The sequence below is a fragment of the Vibrio cortegadensis genome (assembly GCF_024347395.1).
Taxonomy (GTDB): Bacteria; Pseudomonadota; Gammaproteobacteria; order Enterobacterales; family Vibrionaceae; genus Vibrio; species Vibrio cortegadensis.
Genome location: NZ_AP025473.1, coordinates 196,643 through 219,401, shown reverse-complemented (window position 1 = coordinate 219,401; position 22,759 = coordinate 196,643). Strand labels below are relative to the sequence as shown.

The following is a 22,759-nucleotide window of genomic DNA, read 5'->3' as shown; positions in this document are numbered from 1 at the left end:
AGAGAAAAAGCAATGGGTATTCTTGAGGCGTTGGCGGAGAAGAACGTTCTTTTAGTCGTTCATGGAATTAGCGGCCTATGGGGGATCATGGCCGCTAATTTTTATTTTTCAGGCGTTTCTAGTGCTCTGATGGCGACGTTTAATGCATTGTCGAAATCTGCCCTTTTCTCTAGTTTTCCAGAGCTTGCTGGTCCGAGTGCGTTTGAATATAACGTTCTTTGCTTATCTAAAGGTAGATCTAATTGATTATATAAATTTTGTCGAATTTCGGCGTGTTGTTCTGGTTCATTATTCGAAAGGTCTATCAGGGTATCGTAAATTAGAGTGGAAATGGTGTTCATCGTAATCCCTTAATTACTGAATGGGTTGCATATTCGTTATATCTGTAAATTCTCCGGACGTCTGCGATGTCAGTCACATAACAATGGGTCTCAGATTGATGTGTGACTTATGACATTCTTAGCCCCATATTCGCCCAACGATCAAAGCAATTAAGGGTAAGATGTAAGCACATGAGAGTGATGTTTACAGTGTTGGCTTTAAACATTACCTTCTTGTACGGATTGAACTGGAACAAATAGGCTCGCTTATCTATAATGCCACTCCAAAATTTTATACCTCAGGAAATTGTCCTTGGTTGATGTCGTTATTTTAGCCATTGCTCTCAGTATGGATGCGTTCGCTGTATCTATTGGTCTTGGAGCAAAACATATTAAAAATTCTAGAGCTTTAGCGCTTATGTCGGGAGTCTATTTTGGTGCTTTTCAAGGCGCGATGCCGCTCTTGGGTTATCTAGGTGGAAAGGGCGTTCTAGGATTTGCTGAGTCATATGCACCTTGGGTTGCTTTTCTCCTGCTTGTCGTGATTGGTGGCAAAATGATTCACGAATCGATGTCGGACGGAGCAGAGAAAAATATCCGTGATATAACCCATAAAGTGATGTTTTTTCTCGCGATAGCAACCAGTATTGATGCCATTGCAGCAGGCTTCACTCTTTCGGTTCTGGATGTTAATCCGATGATAGCGTGTACGATTATCGGGCTAATAACCTTCGGATTTAGCTGGGGGGGAATTTTTATCGGTTCTAAATGTGGAACTTGGCTGGAAAGTAAAATGGAATTACTTGGAGGCGTGACACTTATACTGATAGGTATAAAAATTGTTTGTACATAACCGCAGACTGATCTTTGCCTAATATCGATTCAGTATCTAGAAACACGATTGGATCGCTTCGGCTTCGTTTACTGATAAGTGATAATAAATTATGCTTTTAGCGACGATGCAGCTAAAAGCATAATTAGTTAAATTGAATTACCCTACACTGAGTGCTCAATCAGGTAATTTAACCCACCCACAATGGCTGCGACTTGAGCTTTATTACACTCTTCATCTGTCACCTTCGGGCTATCAGGGTAAACCTCTGTTGTTGAACCAAATTGGCAATTCGTCATTCCACCGCAAAGAGAAAGCTCAGTCATTGGGTAGTTGATGACTCCTTCTTGAGTGACTGGAGAGCCAATAATATTGCCGTCAGAATCTGGCGGAGCGATATGAGTCACTTTTCTTACTGAGTCTATGATTGCTTTTTGGAAGGCTTCAACAGGCTGTTCCGAATCTCCCACGGTATAAAACCCATCAGGCACCTCTTCTTCGATATACTCCACACCGTCGCGAGCAGCAAGTGCAGGCATAAATTCAGATTCATCCGTGTCTGTTGTTTCATGCAGGTCTATGTGCATGAGAAAATCAATGTTGAGAGCGTTAACAAACTGCATCACTGATGCGGATTCTTCTGCTGGGCTATTGGCATAAAACGAACGGTTAGGATCGATAGCAAGTGGGTTCCAACGGTTAATCGTTTCGTAACCCCAAGGGCTAATACACGGCGTTACGACAAAATTGAAGCGGTCTAAATAGTGGTGAACCTGAGTTTGTAGAAAGGTCAAAGCCCCCTGAACACCACTGGTTTCATATCCGTGAACGCCGCCAGTGATTAAAATGGTCGGTTTTGAGGGATCCCAATTTTTAGTTTTAATCGCAAAAAGAGGGTAGCGGTCAGGGTCGTAGCTCAGTGCACCGTATTGTTCGATGTCAAAATCAGCGTTTAGTGCTGTGATTTTTGAAACCACTTCTTCTTGGTAAGAGCGTTTAATTGTGACTTGTTCACGCCATGCGTCTTTCTCTTTCTGCGTCCATTTGACGCCAGCGGTTCCGATTGGATAAAAGTATGAGCTTTGCATTGCTGAGCCTTGTTTTTGAGATGCTTGTTTTATGAGAGTAACAGCGGAAATGAATCGAGCAAAAGATTTTTTAAAGTGAATAGATTTCAGGGGCGAATCGGTGCGTAGAGGTGATGAATCTTGATAGATGATAGCTATTGATTGTTCCGCTCAGGTGAATGCTAAGTCAATAAAAACGGCAATGAACATTATCGCTCATTGCCGTTATGTCTGAGTTGAATTCTAGATTAATTTAGCACAACGAATATTTACTTAACCGTCCAAGCAATGGTCTCATCAGCTCGGATTGGCACAACAATATCTTGTCCAAAAGGCATGGTTGATGCAACGGTCCACTCTGCTTTAACGAGTGTGACTGTATCGGTATTACGCGCTTGCCCATAAAAATCAGGGCCATTGTGACTTGCAAATGCTTCTAAGTTCTCAAGCTTGCCTTCTTGTTCAAAAACTTCAGCATACAGTTCTAGTGCGGCGTGAGCGGTATATGAACCAGCACAGCCACAAGCGGCCTCTTTTTTACCCTTACCATGAGGGGCAGAGTCGGTTCCTAGAAAGAACTTTTTGCTACCACTGGTTGCGGCTGCAATTAAAGCTTGCTGGTGGGTGTTGCGTTTTAAAATTGGCAAGCAGTAAAAGTGAGGTTTAATTCCGCCAACTAACATGTGGTTGCGGTTATACAATAAGTGGTGAGCAGTAATAGTTGCAGCAACGTTGTCGTTTGCACGGTTAACAAAATCGGCGGCATCGGCTGTTGTGATATGCTCTAACACGATTTTTAGGTTCGGAAAGTCATTCACAATTGGAGCGAGAACGGTATCTAAGAATGCCTTCTCGCGGTCAAAGATATCGACATCATGAGCAGTGACTTCGCCGTGAATGAGGAGCAGCATACCAACTTCTTGCATCGCTTCTAAAACCGGATAAATATTTTTAGCACAAGTGACGCCAGAATCTGAATTGGTTGTCGCGCCAGCAGGGTAGAGCTTTGCAGCAACAACAGCACCTGATGCTTTTGCAGTACGAATTTCATCAGCAGTGGTATTGTCTGTTAGGTAAAGCGCCATCAAAGGCTTAAATTGAGCACTTGGCTTTTCTGCCATGATACGCTCGCGGTACGCTAACGCCATTTCAGTATCAGTGACGGGTGGGATGGTATTTGGCATGATCAAAGCACGGCCATTGTAACGGCTAATGTCTCGAACGGTGTCCGCAAGAACGTCACCATCACGAAGGTGAACATGCCAGTCGTCTGGACGAGTGATCGTAAGTGTTGTCATTTATAAGCTCCCACCAATTAAAATAGTTATGTGATTGGAGCCTAAATAGAGCGAAAAGTGTGAATGCAATCGCTTCCGTTTAGGCGACAGGATGATAGAGGAAATACTATTTGATTTCATCTTCTTTCTGACTTTTCCTTCGTATTTCTGGGATGACGGTGAATTCTTTTGTAAGCAGAAGTTTGTTAGCATGGCAAAATAGAAATGTTAGATACTGAACACAAAGGATAGGGTTAGTAATGTCATCTCAAAATACAACACCTCGCAGCAAAGTCACTCAACACGCAGACTCCACCCCAACACTTACTCAAATTAATGTTTACCCTGCTAAATCTGTTGGAGGGATCTCGCTTTCAAATTCATGGGTAGAGAAGCAAGGTTTAAGCTTCGATCGTCGATTTATGATTGCGCTGTCTGATGGAAGCATGGTGACCGCTAGAAAATACCCAAAGATGGTGAAAGTGAAATCTTGCTTAGTCGCGGATGGCGTTATGTTTACGTACCCCGGAATGCCTGCCCTAAAACTGGTGTATTCGGAATTCAAAATGCAAGAGTCACCAGCACAAGTATGGAAAGATACCTTTACTGCATATACCACGACGGATTGTGCTGATGATTGGTTTAGCCAAGTTCTCGGATTGCGAGTAGAGTTTCTATTTTGTGGGGAGCAGTCTAATCGAGTGCGCGAAAAACTTGGCCATAATGTCAGTTTTGCTGATGGTTACCCTGTGCTTATTATTAGCCAACAATCATTAGATGAGCTGAACAGACGTAGTCCTGAATTTCACTCAATGGATCAATTTAGAACCAATTTAGTGGTGTCTGGTTCTGAGCCATTCATTGAAGATAGTTGGAAGCGTATTCGTATCGGTGAAGTAGAGTTTGAAGCAGTAAAGCCTTGTGAACGCTGCATTCTGACTACAGTCGATGTGGAAAAAGGCGAATTCAGAACAACGAAAGAGCCGCTGAATACACTATCTCGTTTTCGCGCTAATGAGCGTGGCGGTGTTTTCTTTGGGCAAAACCTAGTGGCAAAAAATGAAGGATTGATCCAAGCCGGAGATGTAATCGAAGTTTTAGAAACCAATGAGAAAGAGTTCTATCAAGATACTTCAAGCGGGAATGTTGGTGAAAATGAAGGCGTTGACGATCTTCAATTAGTCGCGGCAGAAGAAAAAGCGCTGCAATTGAGTGTGAATGGCTATCTGTTTGAAGGGAATAACCAAGATACATTACTGAAACAAGCCGAAAACGCTGGGTTGTCGATTATGAATAGTTGCCGTGCTGGCATCTGTGGTGCGTGTATGATGACGCTAGAGTCTGGCAAGGTCGATCATTTTGATGCTCCTGCTATACAAGATGAAGAGAGGAGCATGGGGAAAATTTTAGCCTGTTGCTGCGTCCCTAAAACGGATATCGAAGTGATTGATTAAGCTTCGTGTTCATCTCTTGTGATTTAAAAAAGGCTAACAACGAGTGTTGTTAGCCTTTATGCTTTTTAGAGCTTAGAGCTTAGAGCTTAGAGCTTAGAGCTTAGAGCTTAGAGCTTAGAGTTTAGAGTTTAGAGCTAGTCATAGATCGTAGGAATTGGCTGGCGCTTGTGTTGAGTCGCTTTATAAATATTCACTAGACGGTTGGTGACATCCTGTGAAACAGGCTTGCCTTCCAAAAAGTCGTCAATCTGTTCATAAGACAAATCCAGAGCATCTTCATCCGCTTTTTGTGGATCAAGTTCTTCTAAATCTGCGGTAGGCACTTTTTTTACTAACTGTTCAGGAGCACCTAAAGTTGCGGCTAACTCACGGACTTGGCGCTTGTTTAGTCCAAACAGTGGCGCCATATCGCAAGCGCCATCACCAAACTTGGTATAGAAGCCAGTAATGTTTTCAGCTGAATGGTCAGTACCAATTACTAAGCCGCCAACATAGCCAGCGATTTCATATTGCGCTGCCATCCGTGCTCGTGCTTTAACATTGCCTTTAACAAAGTCGATTTTTGCTGAGTCAGTTGGAAGAAGGTTCGTGCCTTCTAAAGCAACATGAGAAGCCGAATGTAACCCATCAACGCCTGCTTTAATGTTGACAGAAACAGAGTGACTCGGTTGAATAAAAGAGAGCGCTAGTTGTGCTTCATCTTCATCTTTTTGTTCACCGTACGGAAGGCGAACGGCAATAAATTGATAAGCCTGCGAGTTTGATTCTGTATTTAGGGCATCAATTGCCAATTGCGCAAGTCGGCCACAGGTTGTGGAGTCGACCCCACCGCTGATGCCAAGTACTAACGATTTACAACCCGATTGTTGTAGCTTGTTCTTGATGAATGCGACGCGGCGATCAATTTCAAAATGAGCATCAATTGATGGGAGAACACGCATTTCATCTCGGATGAGTTGTTCCATTAGAGTTCCTTTTCTGCAAGCAATATAAAAAATAGTGAAATTAGTAGTATCATACCGAATTCATTTGATTAAAAAACTCAATTTAATAGGCGAAAGTCAGGCATGAAGAAAATAGCAGTGTTTGGGAGTGCGTTTAATCCGCCAAGTTTAGGCCATAAGAGCGTTATTGATTCATTAACCCACTTTGATTGCACCTTATTGGTTCCTAGTATTGCCCATGCATGGGGCAAAACCATGCTGGACTATGATATACGTTGTGAACTTTTGGATGATTTTATCTCTGATCTCGCACTTCCAAATGTACTGCGTTCAACCGTTGAGCAAGAATTGTACCTACCGGGGAAAAGTGTCACCACTTTTGCGGTCTTAAATAGAATTCAAGAATTGTACCCACATGCCGATATAACCTTTGTTATAGGACCAGATAACTTTTTCAAGTTTTCAAAATTCTATAAAGCGGAACAAATAATGCATCGATGGTGTGTGATGGCGTGCCCTGAAACAGTCAATGTTCGCAGCACGGATATCCGTAATCGATTAATGGCAGGTGAGGCAATTGATGATCTAACCACGGTTTCGGTTAGTAAAAAGTTGCAACACAGCAAGCTGTATTAGATAATTAAGCGCTAATCTAATGAGGTCCGATGACTATGCTAAAAAAGATGTTCATAGCTTCTATGCTAACTGTGGCTTATGCGCCATCGATTTATGCTGGGTGTGACTTTTTTAGTAATGAATCCGTCATGTTGGAGTCAAAATCCAGTTGGTGTGACTCAATAGCCAATGGTGTTGATATGATTAGCTCACAAGTCTCTACATTAGGAGGCTTGCTTGAAGAAGAAAAAATGCCGAATACTTACTGGGCAGAGTGGGCATTAAGGCCAGAAGATGAGCCTATCTTAACGCAAAATATATCTAGTAATTACATTGGTCTAGGCATTTGGATGCCAGATGAGTTGGCTGAAAATGAAAACCAAATGACCACAGAAGAGTGGCTGACTAATCACGGTTTACAGATCAGTATTGGCCTGGGTGAGAAAAAAAGCGGTGAGCCTAGAATGCGTTTTGATTACCGTTGGCATGAAGTTTATCAAGGCGATGTCATGATGCAGATCGAACTGCCATTTTAGACTTTCAATGATCTAAAAAAGCCGCTAAGAGGAGAGCATCTCAGCGGCTTTTTGCTATCTAAAGGAATGCTTAAACTAAAGGAATGTTTAAAGCTCACTTCCAAATACAAGCAGACATAACTGCTCAAACTCTTCTTCTTTACCGGAGAAAAGTTGCTCAATAATAAGTGCTTTCTTTTGACCAGATTGAAGACGCTTTTTGCTCTCGCGCATTGTCATGACTAAGATATTTATCTGCTCTAGATCAGAACTCTTTCCAGGCTCCCATTGATTAAACTCACGACTTAGCTGAGTTTCAATTAACGTTGGCTGAAGGGAGAGAACTTCCTCTTTAAGTACCGCTAATAGATCTTTCTCATGCTGTGGAGATAGCTTCTTTTGAGTTAGCTTATTTAATACGGCACGAGAGAGTTCTGATAAGCGAACTAAACCCGATTGAGTTGGGAACTTGTCAGTAAGCCGAATTGAAAAATCAACACGTTGAATATGAGTATTTGGAAAAAAAGTGATTGAAGTTAGGCAATCAAATGGCACCCAGATGGTTTCCCCTTGTTCAATAGCGTATTCAGTTTTTCCAAGCTTAATTAAGAGCAGGCCACTTTGGACGGTGATTAAACTATGCTTGAGCACTTTTTTTCTTGGGGTAATGACCAAGTAAGGGTAGCTAGTGTTCTGGTGTTCAATCGCGTAATTCATAGTGTAAACCTAAATTTATGGGGCGATAAGATTAACGGTTATGATCAAAAATTCCAACTATAAGTCTGATATTTGGAGATAATCTGGTCTGACCTTGTCAAAAGTATGGACTATGTAGCTGCGAGTGTCGTCAACAATGCGTAGAATGAAGAAGCTTTTTTATTTGATGTAGTGAAAAATGACTTCTAATACCGATCTTTATGCTGATATCCGTCCTTACAATGATGATGAGATCCCAGCTGCAATTAATCGTCTCATTAATGACGAAGAGTTTATCAATGCTATTCTAGAACATCGATTTTCAAATCATGCGACTTGGTTTAAAACTTTAATGAGTCCTGTTTTGCGTGTTTACCTGAAAGTTAAGTGGAGTAAATACCGTTCTGTTGATGCTATCCAGCTTGAAGTGAAAAAGTATTTAAAAAATACTCTGAATACGACAACGGATGGGGTGACTTACTCTGGGCTTGATGCTTTAGATAAAGATACGGCTTATTTATTTGTGTCTAATCACCGAGATATCGCGATGGATCCCGCTTTGGTCAACTATGGTTTGTATCAAGAGGAACACAGAACAGTTCGTATTGCTATCGGTGATAATTTATTAAAAAAACCGTGCGCCGCAGACCTCATGAGGATCAATAAAAGTTTTATTGTGAAACGATCTGCAAAAGGACCTCGTGAAATGATGAAAATGCTTGGGCAGCTTTCTTCATACATCAAGCACTCATTAGAGACTGGAAATTCTATTTGGATAGCGCAAAAAGAGGGGAGAGCAAAGGACGGGAATGATTTTACCGATCCTGCGATCCTAAAAATGTTTCATGTGGAAGGGCGTAAGCAAAAGACGCCTTTTTCAGAATATGTAAAATCACTGAAAATTGTGCCAGTTTCAATATCGTACGAAAATGATCCGTGTGATATCGCTAAAGCCCGTGAGCTATATGAAAAAGCGACACATGGCGTTTATGAGAAAGGCGAGTTTGAAGATATTGAAAGTATCATTCAAGGGATCATTGGACGTAAATCTCGTGTACATGTCGCATTTGGCCAAGTGATCGAAGATGATTACGAAACGCCTGAAGCATTAGCAACGGAAATTGATCGTCAGATACACCACAATTATAAATTATTCCCGATTAACCTTCTGGCTGAAGGTAAGGAAGATAGCTCAATAACAGAGGCGACCCGTAGAGATTTTGAATCAAAATTGGAGCAACTTCCATTGGGGGCGCATCAGTATTTGATTGACAGCTACGCAAACCCGGTGAAGAATCAAGCATAAGAAAGAGAGGAGCGATAAACGCTCCTTTTTTCATATCTGAGACAGATTATTTTGCAACGGCGCCACCTAGATTGAGTTTTGATGGCCATTTTGAAATGCGATTGCCACCCAGAAATATGTTGCCTTTAACGGTCATAATATCTGGAAACTCGGTAAGACCGGATCCCCCAATATACAGGTCTCCATCTACCTCTAATCCGTTAGGTAATGCGGTCAAAGGCGTTCGGATTAGGCTTAAATCACCTTTTACTTTCAGTCGATTCGGTAATTTGGTTAGCGGTGTATCGGTTAGGTTGAGGTATCCGCCAACTTTAACGCCTTTGGGCCACGACTGAATTTGTGTTCCAATGAAATTGGCGTACCCTTTTATAGACGTACCAGCTTTAATTTGTTTTACCATGCTATTTGAAGCGTCTAAGCTACCAAGAACCTTTAAACCAGCAGGCAAGCGAGTGATACTGGTTTTTGCAATATTAAGATTACCCTTAACTAATAAATCATTTGGTAGCGAGGTGTAAGGTTTATTGCGCAGGTAAAGGTTGCCATAGTTATCTAAATGGTTCAGCAGTTGGTAGGAATCTAAGGGTGCGGAATGGATCGCTTGTGATGCGAAAAGCAGCGTGCTGGCAAGTAATATCGTTTTGTACATCAGGGGAGCCTACTTTTCGGTTGCTATCGCTATTGGCTGTAAGCAATAAATATCTATATAGAGTAGTGTAATGAAGTTTTTAAACAAAATCATACTATTTACTGGGATCAGTTTATGTACCAATGCAGTGCAGGCCAAAACTGTTTCAACTCCCAGCGCCGCTCTCATCATAACTGAAGAGTTGGGACAAAGAGTCTGCTATTTCGAAGATAAAGCCTATACCATAGGTGCTGTTATTCAGGTTTCAGATATTTTACTTGAGTGTGTTGCTGAGAAGAGTTTTGAGACCAATGGAGCGTTGAAATGGGTGAAGTTAGACGTTAAAAACGAGCAATAGTGCTCGTTTTATTCGTGGATCTCAGAATTAACGTCTTAAAGAACGAGTCTTTAATTCAAAGATAAGCTTTTCAGCACTGACTTCAAATTTAAAGCGGGCTGTTAGCTCTGTTGACTCATCAGTAGATTTCAAAATGTCATGCTGTACATTTTTGCATACACCTTGGGCTAAACTTAAGTACTTAGCAAACTCAGCGTCCAGTAGTTCTTGGCTAGTTGCGCTAATCATTACTTCAGATACATCATCGCCTTCTTTAATGATAAAACCGATTTCGCCCGCACAGCCACATGCTTCACATACTTCAGTTTCTTTTAGATCAATACTCATAACAAATCCTCTTACAAAATATGAGGCTATTCTAACGAGCAAATGGAGCGACATCTAGAGAAATGAATGATTCTTGTCTATTTAATGAATCGTATGCTATGTTATTTATTAAAGCGGTGGCTTTCTGTACATAGTCGGTTTGTGGTTAATACATGTGTGATCTTAGTCACATTACTGAATGGAGCTATGTCACCTAAAGGTTAGAATGTTAGACAGTTAGTTGCTTCATGAAGGATTTTATAAGATTATCTATGTGCAGAATAGTATTTCTAAAACGAATTAATATTATGGCTTTATATTGTGATCGATAATGTAATTTATTTATATGAAACTTATTGATTACATATTACTCTGTTACGAAGTTTGTTTTAAATGTTAATAATGTTATTGTTAACATCGCTGATAGAAATGTTTTTCTCATATTGATTCTAGGGTTTATTTGTAATACTGCTTAATGTTGTGCTGTTACTTTCTGAAAAGCAGGTAGTAAATTTAAGCTTGCAGTTTATTCTATAAAGAACATAATACGGATAATTACTTTCATGCTGGTTCAGGCAATTGAATTAGATGGATTTACAAAAAAGAAGAGCGTTAAACCATGCCAAAGCGTAGTAAAGAAGATACTGAAATCACAATTCAGAAGATTATGGATGCTGTTATCGACCAGCTATTGAGATTGGGTTATGACAAGATGTCTTACACAACTCTAAGTCAACAGACGGGCGTTTCTCGCACTGGTATTAGCCATCACTTTCCTAAGAAAACTGACTTTACCGCAGCATTAGACGGTCGCATTTTTAAAATGTTTATGGAACATATTGAGTTCGATAAAGATCTTGAAGGCTTTTCAAAAAGCTGGCTTGTTGCTTTGGAAAATGCAGAATTCTTAGCTATTTTACGCTTGCTTTTCCACCATGTAGTTGTATCAGAAAATGCTCATGAATTTGCAGCAAATGGTATTGACCGCTTATACAAACTTGCTGAATCACAATTTGGTTCTGAAAGCTCTAAAGAGCTAGAGTGGCTATTGGGTAAATCTCTGGTTCAAATGAGCAAATAAGCCTGATTACATATTAAAAAAGCCTCATATATTGAGGCTTTTTTTCTATTTAAAGAAAGTTATATTGAAATTAACTTGTTATCAATAAAATGAGTTGTGTGGATACTGGCTAGAAATTGTGAGTGTATGACTTATTTGTGTATGCATATACAATTTAAGTAGTTGGTTATTGTTATTATAGTCATTGAATTTTAAGTGAGTTCTTGAGGTGAAACCTGTAAGCCGTGATTGGGATGAATTCTGTTATCCATTTATTTACGAAGAGAGTCCTGTTTGTGATTTCGAAATAATCGCAGATGAACTGTGCAGTCGTGTTGGTTTTGTGCTCTCTATGGAGCTTGATGATTATTCGCGTGATTTATTGAGCCGGGTTCAACCTAATATCTATCATTTGAATGGTTCTGTCCGTGGAAAACTGGCTATTTCTGTAAATGAGCTGGAAGAGTTGAAAAAAGATTATGTTCAACTGAGAGAAAAATTAGACGGAGGCTTTCAAGGCTTTGTGTTACCAGGTGGTCATCCAATCGCAAGCCAGTTGCACCTTTGCCGATGTCAGGCAAAAAAGATTGTTAGAGCTCTGGTTAAGATCGAGCATACTAGTAGTAAGAGCCCCGATCCTATTCTATTTAAATACGCTAACTTATTGGCGAATACAATGTATGCACTTGCCTCTTACACCAATCAGATTACAAAGTCGCCAGAAGTTGAGTTTGTTAGCCGTAGTTATAGCATGCCAAAAAAATAGCCTTAACAAAGGCTAAGGCTATTTTGTTGAACATTAAATCGAATGATTAGCTTGTCATTGCTGCGGATTCTAAGTTCTTAGCGCCTCGTAACATCGCTTCAATTAGTTCACCAGCATTAAACTTTTCTAACGCTTCATGTGCTCCTACTTGCTGCGCCCTATCGACACAAATTTCGCTAGAAAGGGATGTATGTAATATGCGGTAAGATTGGTTTAGAGAGGGATCATTTTGTACTTCGAAGGCTAGCTCATAGCCGTCTAAACCGGGCATCTCTATATCACTTACGAGAAGTTCAATAGGGGTATTGTTCTCAGCTTGCTCTTTCATGACTTTTAAAGCATCAAGGCCGTTATTACAAATTTTGTATGGAATATTAATACTATCTAAGGCATCGGAAAGCTGCTTGCGGGCAATGGATGAATCGTCTACCAGCAAAATATGCAGCGCTTTTAGTCTTTCTCGTTCAATATCGGTGAGCATTGGAATTCGAGCTGAGTCATACTGTGGGTAGATTTTAGATAGCAATAATTCTACATCTAACAGCTGGACGATGTTGTCTTCAAATCGGGTGATTCCGGTAACAAAGACATTATGTCCAGTTACGGTTGGTGGCGGCTCAATAGATTTCCAATCACACTCTATTATTTTGTCGATAGATCGCACCATAAATGCAACCACAGTTCGCAAACAGTCGGTGACAATTAGGAAGCAATTTTCATACTCTTCTGGCTCTATTGGACGAAAACCAATCGCCGCGGACATATCAATGACAGGCACGGTTAGCTCTCTGATGGTGATAGTACCAATAACATGATGATGAGAGTATGGGATTTTTGTCGTTGGCATATAAGGGACAATTTCTCTTACCTTAAGCGTACCAATGGCAAAGCTTTGCTTTAATGATAGCTTAAACATTAGCATGCCTTGCGATTGGTTAGCCTTACTCTTTGGTCGAGCCATATATATCCACCTACATTAAAATATTCTTATGCAATCTTATCTGATCATAGCTTAACGGCAACTTAAGTCTTAATATTTATGTGTTTTTATTGCGTCTACTCAAATTGGCTAGGTAACGATGAGTGAAGATTTAGAATTGATGAGGTAAAATGGCGTATCGCAACACTTTGAGATTAATTATGGCTAGATCAGCAGCAGCGCTTCACATTTTGGTGAAGCATAAAGAACAAGCAGAAGACATTATCAAACAGTTAAAGAAAGGCGCAAAATTTCAGACGCTTGCAAAAAAATTCTCCACCTGTCCGTCAGGTAAAAAAGGAGGGGATTTAGGGGAATTTCAAAAAGGGCAGATGGTCCCTCAGTTTGATAAAGCCGTATTCACTGGTGAAATCTTAACGCCACTATTGGTAAAAACAAAATTTGGTTGGCATGTTATTAAGGTTTTATACCGAACGTAATTTGATTGAAGTCATCTATAACGAAAACTTAAGAGCATAGAGGTAATTCTATGCTCTTTTTTTTGCCGACGTGTTGTTTGATTGTTTATGTTTCCCCATTTATGACTACTGCTATGAGTGATAAAGATCACAGCTTTGGCTTTGGCTATTAACTGATCCCTAAAATACTTTACGTGGTAGTAAGAGGTTTTCATAAACATCATGAAAAGGAATGGAGTAAGGGCGTTTGTGCTGGAAATTAATTATTCTTTCAATATATCAAAGTGTTATGTCTATTTTTTTTAGAGTGTGCATAGGGGTAAGTTGAAAGCTGAAGCATGAATTATCCAGAATTTCATTCCGTTAACCTTCTACGCCCTAAGGTATCCTCCGGGGTCGCATTGCAAAAGGGGGAGGGAGATTTCATTGCTGATCATATAATCGTTGCATTGTTTGGGCTTGTATTCATTTTTAACCTTGTATGTATAGGTTGAAGCCCAAGAAGATAGGAGAGAAATTATGACGCATTCAGTAGTGCCGAAGCAGAAGAGTAGTGATGTGATTTTACATGCATTCGATTGGACTTATTCAAACATCGCCCTTCAAGCTAGTACCATCCATTCTTTGGGTTACAAATCAGTGTTGGTTTCACCGCCAATGAAATCAGCGAGAACGGCTGAAGGTACGAAATGGTGGCAACGATATCAGCCTCAAGATTACCGAATTATTGACAACCAACTTGGCAATACACATGACTTTAAGGCGATGGTTGATGCTTTAAAAGCACAAGGCATACGAACCTATGTAGATGTGGTCTTCAATCACATGGCTAACGAATCTAAGCAGCGATTAGATCTGCAATACCCTAATGCAGCGGATATGGCGGAGTATGAAGAGAGCAATGGACGGGTTGAGGAATTAAAACTATTTGGCGATCTCTCTAAGCCGCTGTTTGATGAAGATGATTTTGTTGAAGCGTTCGGTATTGAGAATTGGAAAGATAAGTGGGAAGTGCAAAATGGTCGTATATCAGGCGGACCACAAGATCCCGGCTTACCGACTTTGCGCGTGAGCGATTATGTTGTAACTCAACAGCAGAATTACCTTAAAGCTTTAAAAGCTATGGGTGTTAAAGGCTTCCGAATTGATGCGGCTAAGCACATGTCAATTGAGCATCTTAAAAGAGTATGGACTGAGGACATAACTAAAGATATTCATATTTTTGGTGAAATAATCACAGATGGTGGTGCGACTGAAGAAGAGTACGAGATTTTCTTAAAACCTTATTTAGAAGAGACTCGTTTAGGGGCGTATGATTTCCCTCTTTTTAAAACCATTCATGATGCGTTTGCTCCGAAAGGCAGTTTGAAAGCTTTGATTGACCCATACTGCTTTGGCCAGGCGTTGTCACATCGTCGAGCGATAACGTTTACGGTTACTCATGATATTCCAAACAACGATGTCTTCCTTGATTTGGTGATGGATGAAGCAAGTGAACACTTGGCTTATGCATACATTTTAGGTCGTGATGGGGGCGTCCCACTTGTCTACACTGATTTAGATACTAGTGGTATCGTAAATTCAGAAGGAAAACCACGTTGGCAGGATGCTTGGCGCTCAGAAGCAATGATGAATATGATCGGGTTTCATAACCAGGTTCATGGTGAAAAAATGTCAGTGATCGAAGCAAATGACGACATGATTGTATTTTCTAGAGGGAAGAAAGGCCTGGTGGTGATCAATAAGTCGGTTCGAAGCCAAAGTCTACTTGTTCCTTGGGGCGCTGATGTGACCGATTTAATGACTCGTAAAACATTAGAGAATATTGGCGGAAAGTTAAGCTTCGATATTCCAGCAAAATCCTGCATGATGCTAGTTAATAGTTAATAAAAAACGAGGCATTAAGCCTCGTTTTTTTATCTCTCTATCCAGCTAGCTTTACTTAAACAATGAACTTATTAAGAAGATCATCCTGTTCTCTGACATTGCTGATCTGGACTTGCATTGCAGCATTTGCCCCTTCTGCTGCATCAGCTACTAGAGTGGATAAATCTTTAATTTTCACTGTATTGTTGTTTATCTCTTCCGCAACTAAGCTTTGCTCTTCTGCTGCTGAGGCAATCTGGATATTCATGTCTGAAATCTGCTCGATTGCACCACGAATTCGCTCAAGAGAACCATTGGCTTGCTGTGCCTTCTCTACCGCTTCAATGGCTGTATTTTTACTTTGATTCATCGCGTTAGACACTGAACTTGCCCCTGCTTGAAGCTGTTCAATCATACTGCGAATTTCAGTGGTCGATTGTTGAGTTCGCTGAGCAAGAGTTCTCACTTCATCTGCTACAACAGCAAATCCACGGCCAGATTCTCCTGCTCGCGCGGCTTCAATGGCAGCATTAAGAGCAAGTAAGTTTGTCTGGTCAGCAATGTCATTGATTACTTTAAGAATGGTTTCGATGTTATCTGTTGCAGATTCCAATACTTGTACTTCTGAAACGGCTTCATCAATACGAGCCGACAAGTTATCAATTGCGACCGTTGTGTCACCAACAATGGTATTGCCTTCAATGGTTGCTTCATCAGCGTCTTTCGCTGCGGCGGCGGCACCTTGAGCATTGTTTGCGACATCTGATGACGTCGTGGCCATTTCATGCATCGCAGTCGCAAGTTGTTCAAGCTCTTGAAGCTGATTTTGCATTGCCGATACCGATTGTTCAGCACCGCTTGCTGTCATTTCCGTATTGCTCATTATCTCCTTACCGATCGTTTTAGATTGAGTAATTTGCATTTGCAGCGTTTCGGTGAAGGTGTTAAAACCTTGGGCAAGTTGAGAGAATTCTTGGTCAGTATTGGTATCTAGGCGTTTCGTTAAGTCACCTTGACCGGAAGCAACGTCTTGGATTGCATCATTCAGTACTTCTAATGGTTTCATTAATGATTTGATCAGTATTAGGAGTATTGCAATGCTGAGCACAAGCGCAATTAAAGTGTATAAAATGGAGCTATCACGTAAGTCGTAAACTGCTTGGAAAGCAATACCTTCATCTAAAATTGCTCCGACGTACCAATCTTCGCCGGGTACTTTAGAGAAATCGACAGCAAAGGTTTTACCATCAAGATCGACATATTGCGGTGACTCCTTGATGCTCACATTTGGTAAATACTCGCTCATCGGTTTACCATTCATACTGCTTTCAGGGTGAGCAATGGTGGTTCCATTTTCGGATACTAAAAATAGGTAACCGGCATCAAATAGGGTCACTTTATTTACTATTTCTGCAAGTCCAGCCAAGCTTACGTCGTAAAAAATAGACCCGATGAAGTTACCATTCTCACGTACAGGAGTCGCAATCGATACGAGGATCTCATTGGTGGCGGAGTCTGCGTAAGGGGCGGTGATGATCAGTTTATTTGCTTGCTGTGCTGCTTTGTACCATGGGCGAGATCTTGGGTCCCAACTGCTACCAGGATTCCAGGAAGGATCATTATTAATATTGGAACCATCATTTTCAAATCCTAACCCAACAAGGAGAAACGTATCTTTGACTACTGGACGGGTAATCACATCGGAAATGTGCTGAGGTGACAAATCAACTTCAAGCATGCTTGTGGAATAGGCGGCGATCGCTTTACGGTTATTAATTTCGGAAGCTACGGTATTTTTAACGCCATCAATGATTTCTATTACACTTTCGTTCACTTGTGATTGAACTTCAGATTGCATAGTGAAGTATTGTTTTGCGGTTAATAACGATACGGTAACCAATAATAAGATGGATGAAGCGGCAACAATTTTGTGGCTGAATTTCATGTCATGTCCTTCTGAAATTTCATTCTCTATCAGTGTTATAGTTAGAAAACTCAAGAGTAGCCAGAAATAGTTACAACTTTAGTTGAGTTCTTTGATATGAGTAATGATTGGTTGTTGTTTCATATATTATTGTTATAAATACAAAAAGCGAGTGAATGACTCGCTTTTTGTGTGAGTTAGCCAATAAACTAAACGATGAATTTGTTCATGATTGAATCTTGCTCTCGAACATTTTCAGTTTGAACTTGCATCGCAAGATTGGCACCATCTGCGGCTTCTGAAACTTGTGTGGATAGATCTTTGATCTTCACTGTGTTGTTATTGATCTCTTCTGCCACCAAGCTTTGCTCTTCTGCTGCTGATGCTATTTGAATATTCATATCAGAGATTTGGTGAATCGCATCTCTAATCTTATCTAAAGCCCCATTGGCTTGCTGTGAACGCTCAACAGCCTCAAATGCCGTATCTTTACTTTGATTCATGGCATTGGAAACTGAACTAGCACCCGCTTGTAGCTGTTCGATCATACTTTTAATTTCAGTCGTCGATTGTTGAGTTTTTTGCGCTAATGTTCTGACTTCATCTGCGACAACGGCGAAGCCACGTCCGGATTCTCCCGCTCGAGCAGCCTCAATTGCAGCGTTGAGTGCAAGTAGGTTGGTTTGATCGGCGATGTCATTAATGACTTTTAGAATTGTTTCAATGTTATCCGTCGCTGATTCCAGAACTTGTACTTCCGATACGGCTTCATCAATACGGCTCGATAAGGCGTCGATAGCCGTAGTCGTGTCTCTGACTACTGATGTCCCTTCCTGAGTTGCTTCACCTGCCACTTTGGCGGCTTCTGCTGCGCCTTGGGCGTTATTGGCTACATCTGATGAGGTTGTCGCCATTTCATGCATTGCGGTTGCAAGTTGTTCAAGCTCTTGAAGCTGAGTATTCATCGCTTCTGCTGAGGCTTTCGAACCTGCAACTGTCATTTCAGTACCGCGCATGATCTCTTCACCTATCGCTTTAGATTGAGTGATTTGGCGCTGAAGAGTTTCGGTGAAAGTATTGAAGCCTTGTGCAAGATCTGAAAATTCTTGATCCGTGTTGGTGTCTAGTCTCTTCGTTAGATCACCTTGACCTGACGCAACATCATTAATTGCAGCGTTTAGGGCATCCAATGGGCGCATAAGGAATCGGATAAGTAAGGTCAACGCGATGATACTTAGAATTAAACCGATAATAGTGAACAGAATTGAGCTATCGCGCATCTCTTTGATTGATGCGAAAGCGATGTCTTGGTCTATGATTGCCCCAACATACCAATTTTCACTTGGGATAGATGTAAAACTTATCATGAAGGTTTTACCATCAATCTCAACGTTTTGAGGTTGCTCAGTCAGTGTTGCCTGAGGAAGGTAACTTGATAGTTTTTCACCATTATTTTTAGCATCTGGGTGAGCAATGGTTGTGCCATCGTCTGTTACAAGGAATAGATACCCAGCGTCGAATAAATTGACTTGATTGACCAGAGTTGCAAGGTTTGTTAATTCTAGGTCATAGAACATGCCAGCAACAAGTTGACCATTTTTCTTAACAGGGGTCCCGACTGAAATGATTACGTTTTTACTTGATGCATCAACATAAGGTGCGGTGACAACAAGGTGCCCTTTTGATTTGGCGTCTTTATACCACGGTCTCTGGCGAGGATCGTAATCAGAGCCAGCGTCCCAGTTATCGTCGTTCTCTATTACAAAGCCATTCTCTTCATAGCCATAGCCGATGGCTAAAAAGCTGCTTTTTAACTTTGGTGTTTCAAGAATCGCCTGAACATAGTCGTGATCGTTTGGAGAGATCTCTAGAATTTCGGTTGTGCTCTGGGCTAGAGATTTTTTTGCTTCCATCTCTGATACAACCGTATTTTTGACCCCTGCCACCAGTTCATTGAGGCTGGAGCTAACACTTGACTCAACTTCCGCGCGAACGGTATATAACTGTTTTATTGACAGCAAGGAGACGGTAACGAGTAATAATGCCGATGAGGCCGCTACAACTTTGTGACTAAACTTCATAAAAATCCCTCTTTAAATAAGCCAGTAAGTAATCCGTTATTCTTCTTATTATGTAATTGTATCGGCAAGTATGAATGAAACTTGATTGGATATCGCTATCAATTCCACGAAATAACAGCATGTGTGAGCTACGCCTCTGAATGGAGTACTATTAATATGTGAATTTCGTTCGAATAAGATGTGATTGTTACGATAAATACCTAGTTAACTGAGATATTTATGCGTATATGCAGTTACTTAATTGAAATTTTAGATGTGTTTATAGCTCGCGAGAACTAGTCTTTATAGAACATTTTACGGATACTAGCCATTAGAGATGTGATTTGGTTTTTTTCGGCCATAAATTTGTTTTTTATAATAAAAAGCCCCGCATTAAGCGAGGCTCTAACTAACTAACTAACTAACTAACTAACTAACTAACTAACTAACTAACTAACTAACTAACTAACTAACTAACTAACTAACTAACTAACTAACTAACTAACTATTTATTTATCTTACTTGCCATATTTCATTTAAAAGATGAAATGGGCTACACCAGCGATAACAGGAAGAGTTATCAACGTACGCAGGATAAAGATAATGAACAGTTCAAAGATATTGACTGGGATACGACTACCTAATAGCAGGGCACCAACTTCAGACATATAAATAAGTTGAGTTACTGACATTGCAGCGATGACAAATCGAGTCATTTCGTTGTCGATCGACGCCGCAAGAATCGCGGGAATAAACATATCAGCAAAACCAACGACGATGGTTTCAGATGCCGCAACCGCTTCTGGAATGCCTAACAGCTCTAAGAAGGGAATAAATGGTTGTCCAAGTACAGAGAAAATAGAAGTGTACTCAGCGATAACCAATGCAATCGTACCTAAACCCATCACCACAGGCAGTACGCCGAATACCATATCAGCAGCATTGCGTATGCCTTCACCGAATACAGATTTAACTGAAGTGACTTTACTTGCTTTATTTAATGCTTGCTCTAATCCCCAAGAGAAAGAGGTGTGGCCCGCAGGAATAGCGTCTGCGTCTTTATCTGGTACAGATCCATCAATGAAAGTGTTCTTTTTCATTGATAATGGAGGCAGTCGAGGAATAATGATTGCAGCCACGAAACCCGCTAAGCAGATTGCCGCATAGAATGGTAAGAAAAGGTGCTCTAAGTTTACTTGAGCGATAACAACTAAGCTAAAAGTAATAGAAACCGCTGAGAATGTGGTACCGACAACCGCCGCTTCACGTTGAGTATAGAATTTGTTTTCGTACTGTTTGCTAGTTAGAAGAATACCAACGCTGCCATCACCTAACCAAGAAGCCATACAGTCGATTGCACTTCGACCTGGAAGGTTAAACACAGGACGCATGATTTTGCTTAGTAGAGTACCGAACAGCTCTAGTAGACCAAAGTTAAGTAAAAGTGGAAGGAGCAAACCAGCAAAAATGAAGACTGAAAATAGAGTAGGTAGCAACCCTTCAAGAACCAACCCGCCAGTGTTCTCTTCCCAGATCGCTTCAGGACCAAACTGGAAAAAAGTCATTAGAACCGCAACACCACCGATCACTCTAACTGCTAGCCATAATAGAGAAGGGTTAAATAGACCGTTTAAAAAGCTATGATTAACAATGAATGATGGTTTAATCAGTTTGGTCAGTACAGAGGCAATAGACATGAAAACGATGATCATCGTTATCATCGGTACTAAGGCGTCACCAAATAGGGCTTGGATTGATTTGGCTAATACTGCAACAGGAATGGTGAGATCCCCATCATAACTAATTGGCGCCATGAAAAGGAACAAACCAATTAGTGAAGGGATGAAGAACATCCAAAAATTACTCTTTTTTACTGGTGCTTCCGTATTTTGCGTATCGTTTATCATCATAATCTCAATTACTACTAGTCAACAAATGCCGAATCCTTGGCATAAATATTCACTAAACATCCGTATTTACTCAATGGAAGAGAGATTACCTAGCTTTGCATAGTATTGCAATACTATGCAGGAATATTGGCTAAATATTCAAGATTAAAGATTGATAGAGTTCGTATTTTGAGCGATTTGTTCTGTTTGTGTTACAAGTGTATTTGTGGTGTTGTTTTTCGATGGTTTTGATGTGAGCTTGTTAACATACAGGAAGATGGAATAGCAAAATGCAATGATGAATGCAAAAGTAGCCGGAAAAGCAAGTGCATATAAATCAAAATGTTTGAATAATGCTGCTCCTAAGGTTCCTCCTGAAACAAAGCCAGCAATAATGAAAAGAAATAGTGTTGCCTTTCTGCGATCAAAAGGACGACCTTTTAATCTCTCTCCGATCATTATCCCAAGGTCAGTGATGAGACCGGTCATATGAGTGGTTCTAATAATCGCGCCACTATAGGTTGTGATCATCGCATTTTGTAGTCCGCAAGCGGCTGAAGCAAAATAGTGCCCTGTTAATGAGCCATTGACCAATACATACAGAGCGGTAAATAGTAGTGCTCCTTCGGTACATAGAGCAATGCCATAACGACGCCCACGTTTTAAAGCGGTACTTTCAATGTAGAAACCACTAATGGCAGCACCAAGCATAAAGCTCAGTACGATAAACAGTAGATGTAGAGTTAGGTCGTTAGCGTTGTAAAGGCTTGAGCCCAAAAGTGTCACAGTACCTGAAAGGTGGGAGATGGATTGATGCTGGAATCCCATTAAGCCAATTGCATTGACGGTACCTGCAAGAGCCGCAAGTAAGAATGCACCATATTCAATCCAGCGAGGAAGTTTTGAAATCACGATGTTGCCCTCTGTATACCAAGGGCTGGATTATAACGAGGCTAAGTAAAGAGACACAAATAAATTGTGCTATTCCATTTGATCTTACTCAAAAGTAAGCGAAGAAAACGATTGGTTTATTCTTGAGCGTTTCAAAAAGATGCATATTACTCAAGATGTTCCATTTGGCAGTCAAATTTTACCCAGCCATGTTTTCTCTCTTCATATACTGAGAAACTGGGTTCAGGGAAATCTTGTTCTTTAAATAGACCTAATGGAATGACACTTGATTCCGGTAACGCGCTCAAGGTGAGTTGCATTGTCGTGCCGCAGTGAGGACAAAATTGATAAGTCACTTTATGGTTACTATTGGCTATTCGCGTGTATTGTGAAGTTTCACCAAGAATTGAAACTTGCTCAGCGGGAAAACGCGCTTGCACACCAAATACGCTGCCTGTTCGCTTTTGACATTCAAAACAATGGCAAATAGAAGTACGAATGGGCTCTCCTGTGCAAATGAGGGTAACATTCCCGCATTCGCACTCTGTGGTTCGTATTTTTTGGCTCATAAACATCCCCTTTCTAAC

Annotated in this window: 23 protein-coding genes; 10 read left to right on the top strand and 13 right to left on the bottom strand. The window is 40.7% G+C overall.

What is annotated here, in order from left to right:
* Window positions 1-101: 101 nt before the first annotated feature.
* A complete protein-coding gene (locus tag OCV39_RS15525) occupies window positions 102-332 on the bottom strand; it encodes a PAS factor family protein (RefSeq protein ID WP_029203261.1) in 231 nt (76 codons plus the stop codon).
* A gap of 301 nt (window positions 333-633) precedes the next feature.
* Between OCV39_RS15525 and OCV39_RS15520 the strand changes: the two genes are divergently transcribed.
* Complete coding sequence (locus OCV39_RS15520) at window positions 634-1,173, top strand: manganese efflux pump MntP (RefSeq protein WP_113798426.1); 540 nt, start codon at window positions 634-636, stop codon at window positions 1,171-1,173.
* Between the two features lie 143 nt (window positions 1,174-1,316).
* Here OCV39_RS15520 and OCV39_RS15515 read toward each other — a convergent pair whose 3' ends face one another.
* Both OCV39_RS15515 and pyrC read right to left on the bottom strand, forming a co-directional pair.
* Window positions 1,317-2,240, bottom strand: a complete 924-nt coding sequence (locus tag OCV39_RS15515; RefSeq protein ID WP_261889939.1) for a M14 family metallopeptidase — start codon at window positions 2,238-2,240, stop codon at window positions 1,317-1,319.
* A 248-nt stretch (window positions 2,241-2,488) separates the two neighbouring features.
* Window positions 2,489-3,517, bottom strand: coding sequence for a dihydroorotase (pyrC, locus tag OCV39_RS15510; protein WP_261889938.1), 1,029 nt, complete (start codon window positions 3,515-3,517; stop codon window positions 2,489-2,491).
* A gap of 239 nt (window positions 3,518-3,756) precedes the next feature.
* On the opposite strand from pyrC, the gene OCV39_RS15505 reads away from it, so the two are divergent.
* Window positions 3,757-4,950 carry a YcbX family protein gene (locus OCV39_RS15505; RefSeq protein ID WP_261889937.1) on the top strand — a complete coding sequence of 398 codons (1,194 nt, stop codon included), beginning with the start codon at window positions 3,757-3,759 and terminating at the stop codon, window positions 4,948-4,950.
* A gap of 134 nt (window positions 4,951-5,084) precedes the next feature.
* Here the strand turns inward: OCV39_RS15505 and nadE are convergent, their stop codons facing one another.
* Window positions 5,085-5,915, bottom strand: a complete 831-nt coding sequence (gene nadE / locus OCV39_RS15500) for an ammonia-dependent NAD(+) synthetase (RefSeq protein ID WP_261889936.1) — start codon at window positions 5,913-5,915, stop codon at window positions 5,085-5,087.
* A 102-nt stretch (window positions 5,916-6,017) separates the two neighbouring features.
* Between nadE and OCV39_RS15495 the strand changes: the two genes are divergently transcribed.
* Window positions 6,018-6,530 (top strand): nicotinate-nicotinamide nucleotide adenylyltransferase, encoded by a 513-nt coding sequence (locus tag OCV39_RS15495; RefSeq protein ID WP_261889935.1) that lies wholly within the window; start codon window positions 6,018-6,020, stop codon window positions 6,528-6,530.
* Between the two features lie 29 nt (window positions 6,531-6,559).
* On the top strand, window positions 6,560-7,045 hold the full coding sequence (locus tag OCV39_RS15490; protein ID WP_017051673.1) for a hypothetical protein: 486 nt from the start codon (window positions 6,560-6,562) through the stop codon (window positions 7,043-7,045).
* 87 nt (window positions 7,046-7,132) lie between these two features.
* Here the strand turns inward: OCV39_RS15490 and OCV39_RS15485 are convergent, their stop codons facing one another.
* Entirely contained in the window at window positions 7,133-7,741 is a 609-nt protein-coding gene (locus OCV39_RS15485) for a hypothetical protein (RefSeq protein ID WP_017052987.1), read from the bottom strand.
* A gap of 178 nt (window positions 7,742-7,919) precedes the next feature.
* Between OCV39_RS15485 and OCV39_RS15480 the strand changes: the two genes are divergently transcribed.
* Window positions 7,920-9,026, top strand: coding sequence for a 1-acyl-sn-glycerol-3-phosphate acyltransferase (locus OCV39_RS15480; RefSeq protein WP_261889934.1), 1,107 nt, complete (start codon window positions 7,920-7,922; stop codon window positions 9,024-9,026).
* Between the two features lie 46 nt (window positions 9,027-9,072).
* Here the strand turns inward: OCV39_RS15480 and OCV39_RS15475 are convergent, their stop codons facing one another.
* Window positions 9,073-9,675, bottom strand: a complete 603-nt coding sequence (locus OCV39_RS15475) for a hypothetical protein (protein WP_017052985.1) — start codon at window positions 9,673-9,675, stop codon at window positions 9,073-9,075.
* Window positions 9,676-9,745: 70 nt separating this feature from the next.
* On the opposite strand from OCV39_RS15475, the gene OCV39_RS15470 reads away from it, so the two are divergent.
* Window positions 9,746-10,012 (top strand): DUF1496 domain-containing protein, encoded by a 267-nt coding sequence (locus OCV39_RS15470; RefSeq protein WP_113798411.1) that lies wholly within the window; start codon window positions 9,746-9,748, stop codon window positions 10,010-10,012.
* Between the two features lie 27 nt (window positions 10,013-10,039).
* Here the strand turns inward: OCV39_RS15470 and OCV39_RS15465 are convergent, their stop codons facing one another.
* Window positions 10,040-10,339: a DUF406 family protein gene (locus OCV39_RS15465; protein ID WP_017052983.1), complete on the bottom strand. Its 300-nt coding sequence runs from the start codon at window positions 10,337-10,339 to the stop codon at window positions 10,040-10,042.
* 598 nt (window positions 10,340-10,937) lie between these two features.
* Here OCV39_RS15465 and OCV39_RS15460 point away from each other — a divergent pair.
* Both OCV39_RS15460 and OCV39_RS15455 read left to right on the top strand, forming a co-directional pair.
* Window positions 10,938-11,399 (top strand): TetR/AcrR family transcriptional regulator, encoded by a 462-nt coding sequence (locus OCV39_RS15460; RefSeq protein ID WP_017052982.1) that lies wholly within the window; start codon window positions 10,938-10,940, stop codon window positions 11,397-11,399.
* Window positions 11,400-11,607: 208 nt separating this feature from the next.
* On the top strand, window positions 11,608-12,144 hold the full coding sequence (locus OCV39_RS15455; protein ID WP_261889933.1) for an ATP:cob(I)alamin adenosyltransferase: 537 nt from the start codon (window positions 11,608-11,610) through the stop codon (window positions 12,142-12,144).
* Between the two features lie 46 nt (window positions 12,145-12,190).
* On the opposite strand, the gene OCV39_RS15450 is transcribed toward OCV39_RS15455, so the two are convergent.
* Window positions 12,191-13,105 carry a chemotaxis protein gene (locus OCV39_RS15450; RefSeq protein ID WP_017052980.1) on the bottom strand — a complete coding sequence of 305 codons (915 nt, stop codon included), beginning with the start codon at window positions 13,103-13,105 and terminating at the stop codon, window positions 12,191-12,193.
* A 179-nt stretch (window positions 13,106-13,284) separates the two neighbouring features.
* Between OCV39_RS15450 and ppiC the strand changes: the two genes are divergently transcribed.
* On the top strand, window positions 13,285-13,563 hold the full coding sequence (gene ppiC / locus OCV39_RS15445) for a peptidylprolyl isomerase PpiC (protein WP_017052979.1): 279 nt from the start codon (window positions 13,285-13,287) through the stop codon (window positions 13,561-13,563).
* 498 nt (window positions 13,564-14,061) lie between these two features.
* Window positions 14,062-15,429 carry an alpha-amylase family protein gene (locus OCV39_RS15440; RefSeq protein ID WP_113798407.1) on the top strand — a complete coding sequence of 456 codons (1,368 nt, stop codon included), beginning with the start codon at window positions 14,062-14,064 and terminating at the stop codon, window positions 15,427-15,429.
* A gap of 55 nt (window positions 15,430-15,484) precedes the next feature.
* On the opposite strand, the gene OCV39_RS15435 is transcribed toward OCV39_RS15440, so the two are convergent.
* From OCV39_RS15435 to OCV39_RS15415, 5 genes are all read right to left on the bottom strand, one after another.
* Window positions 15,485-17,353, bottom strand: coding sequence for a methyl-accepting chemotaxis protein (locus OCV39_RS15435; RefSeq protein ID WP_261889932.1), 1,869 nt, complete (start codon window positions 17,351-17,353; stop codon window positions 15,485-15,487).
* 188 nt (window positions 17,354-17,541) lie between these two features.
* The gene (locus OCV39_RS15430; protein WP_261889931.1) at window positions 17,542-19,413 is read right to left on the bottom strand and encodes a methyl-accepting chemotaxis protein; all 1,872 of its coding nucleotides are present in this window, start codon (window positions 19,411-19,413) and stop codon (window positions 17,542-17,544) included.
* A gap of 515 nt (window positions 19,414-19,928) precedes the next feature.
* Window positions 19,929-21,299, bottom strand: coding sequence for a YjiH family protein (locus tag OCV39_RS15425; RefSeq protein ID WP_017052975.1), 1,371 nt, complete (start codon window positions 21,297-21,299; stop codon window positions 19,929-19,931).
* A gap of 147 nt (window positions 21,300-21,446) precedes the next feature.
* A complete protein-coding gene (locus OCV39_RS15420; protein ID WP_017052974.1) occupies window positions 21,447-22,193 on the bottom strand; it encodes a YoaK family protein in 747 nt (248 codons plus the stop codon).
* A 146-nt stretch (window positions 22,194-22,339) separates the two neighbouring features.
* Window positions 22,340-22,741, bottom strand: coding sequence for a GFA family protein (locus tag OCV39_RS15415; RefSeq protein WP_390903265.1), 402 nt, complete (start codon window positions 22,739-22,741; stop codon window positions 22,340-22,342).
* Window positions 22,742-22,759 lie beyond the last annotated feature (18 nt).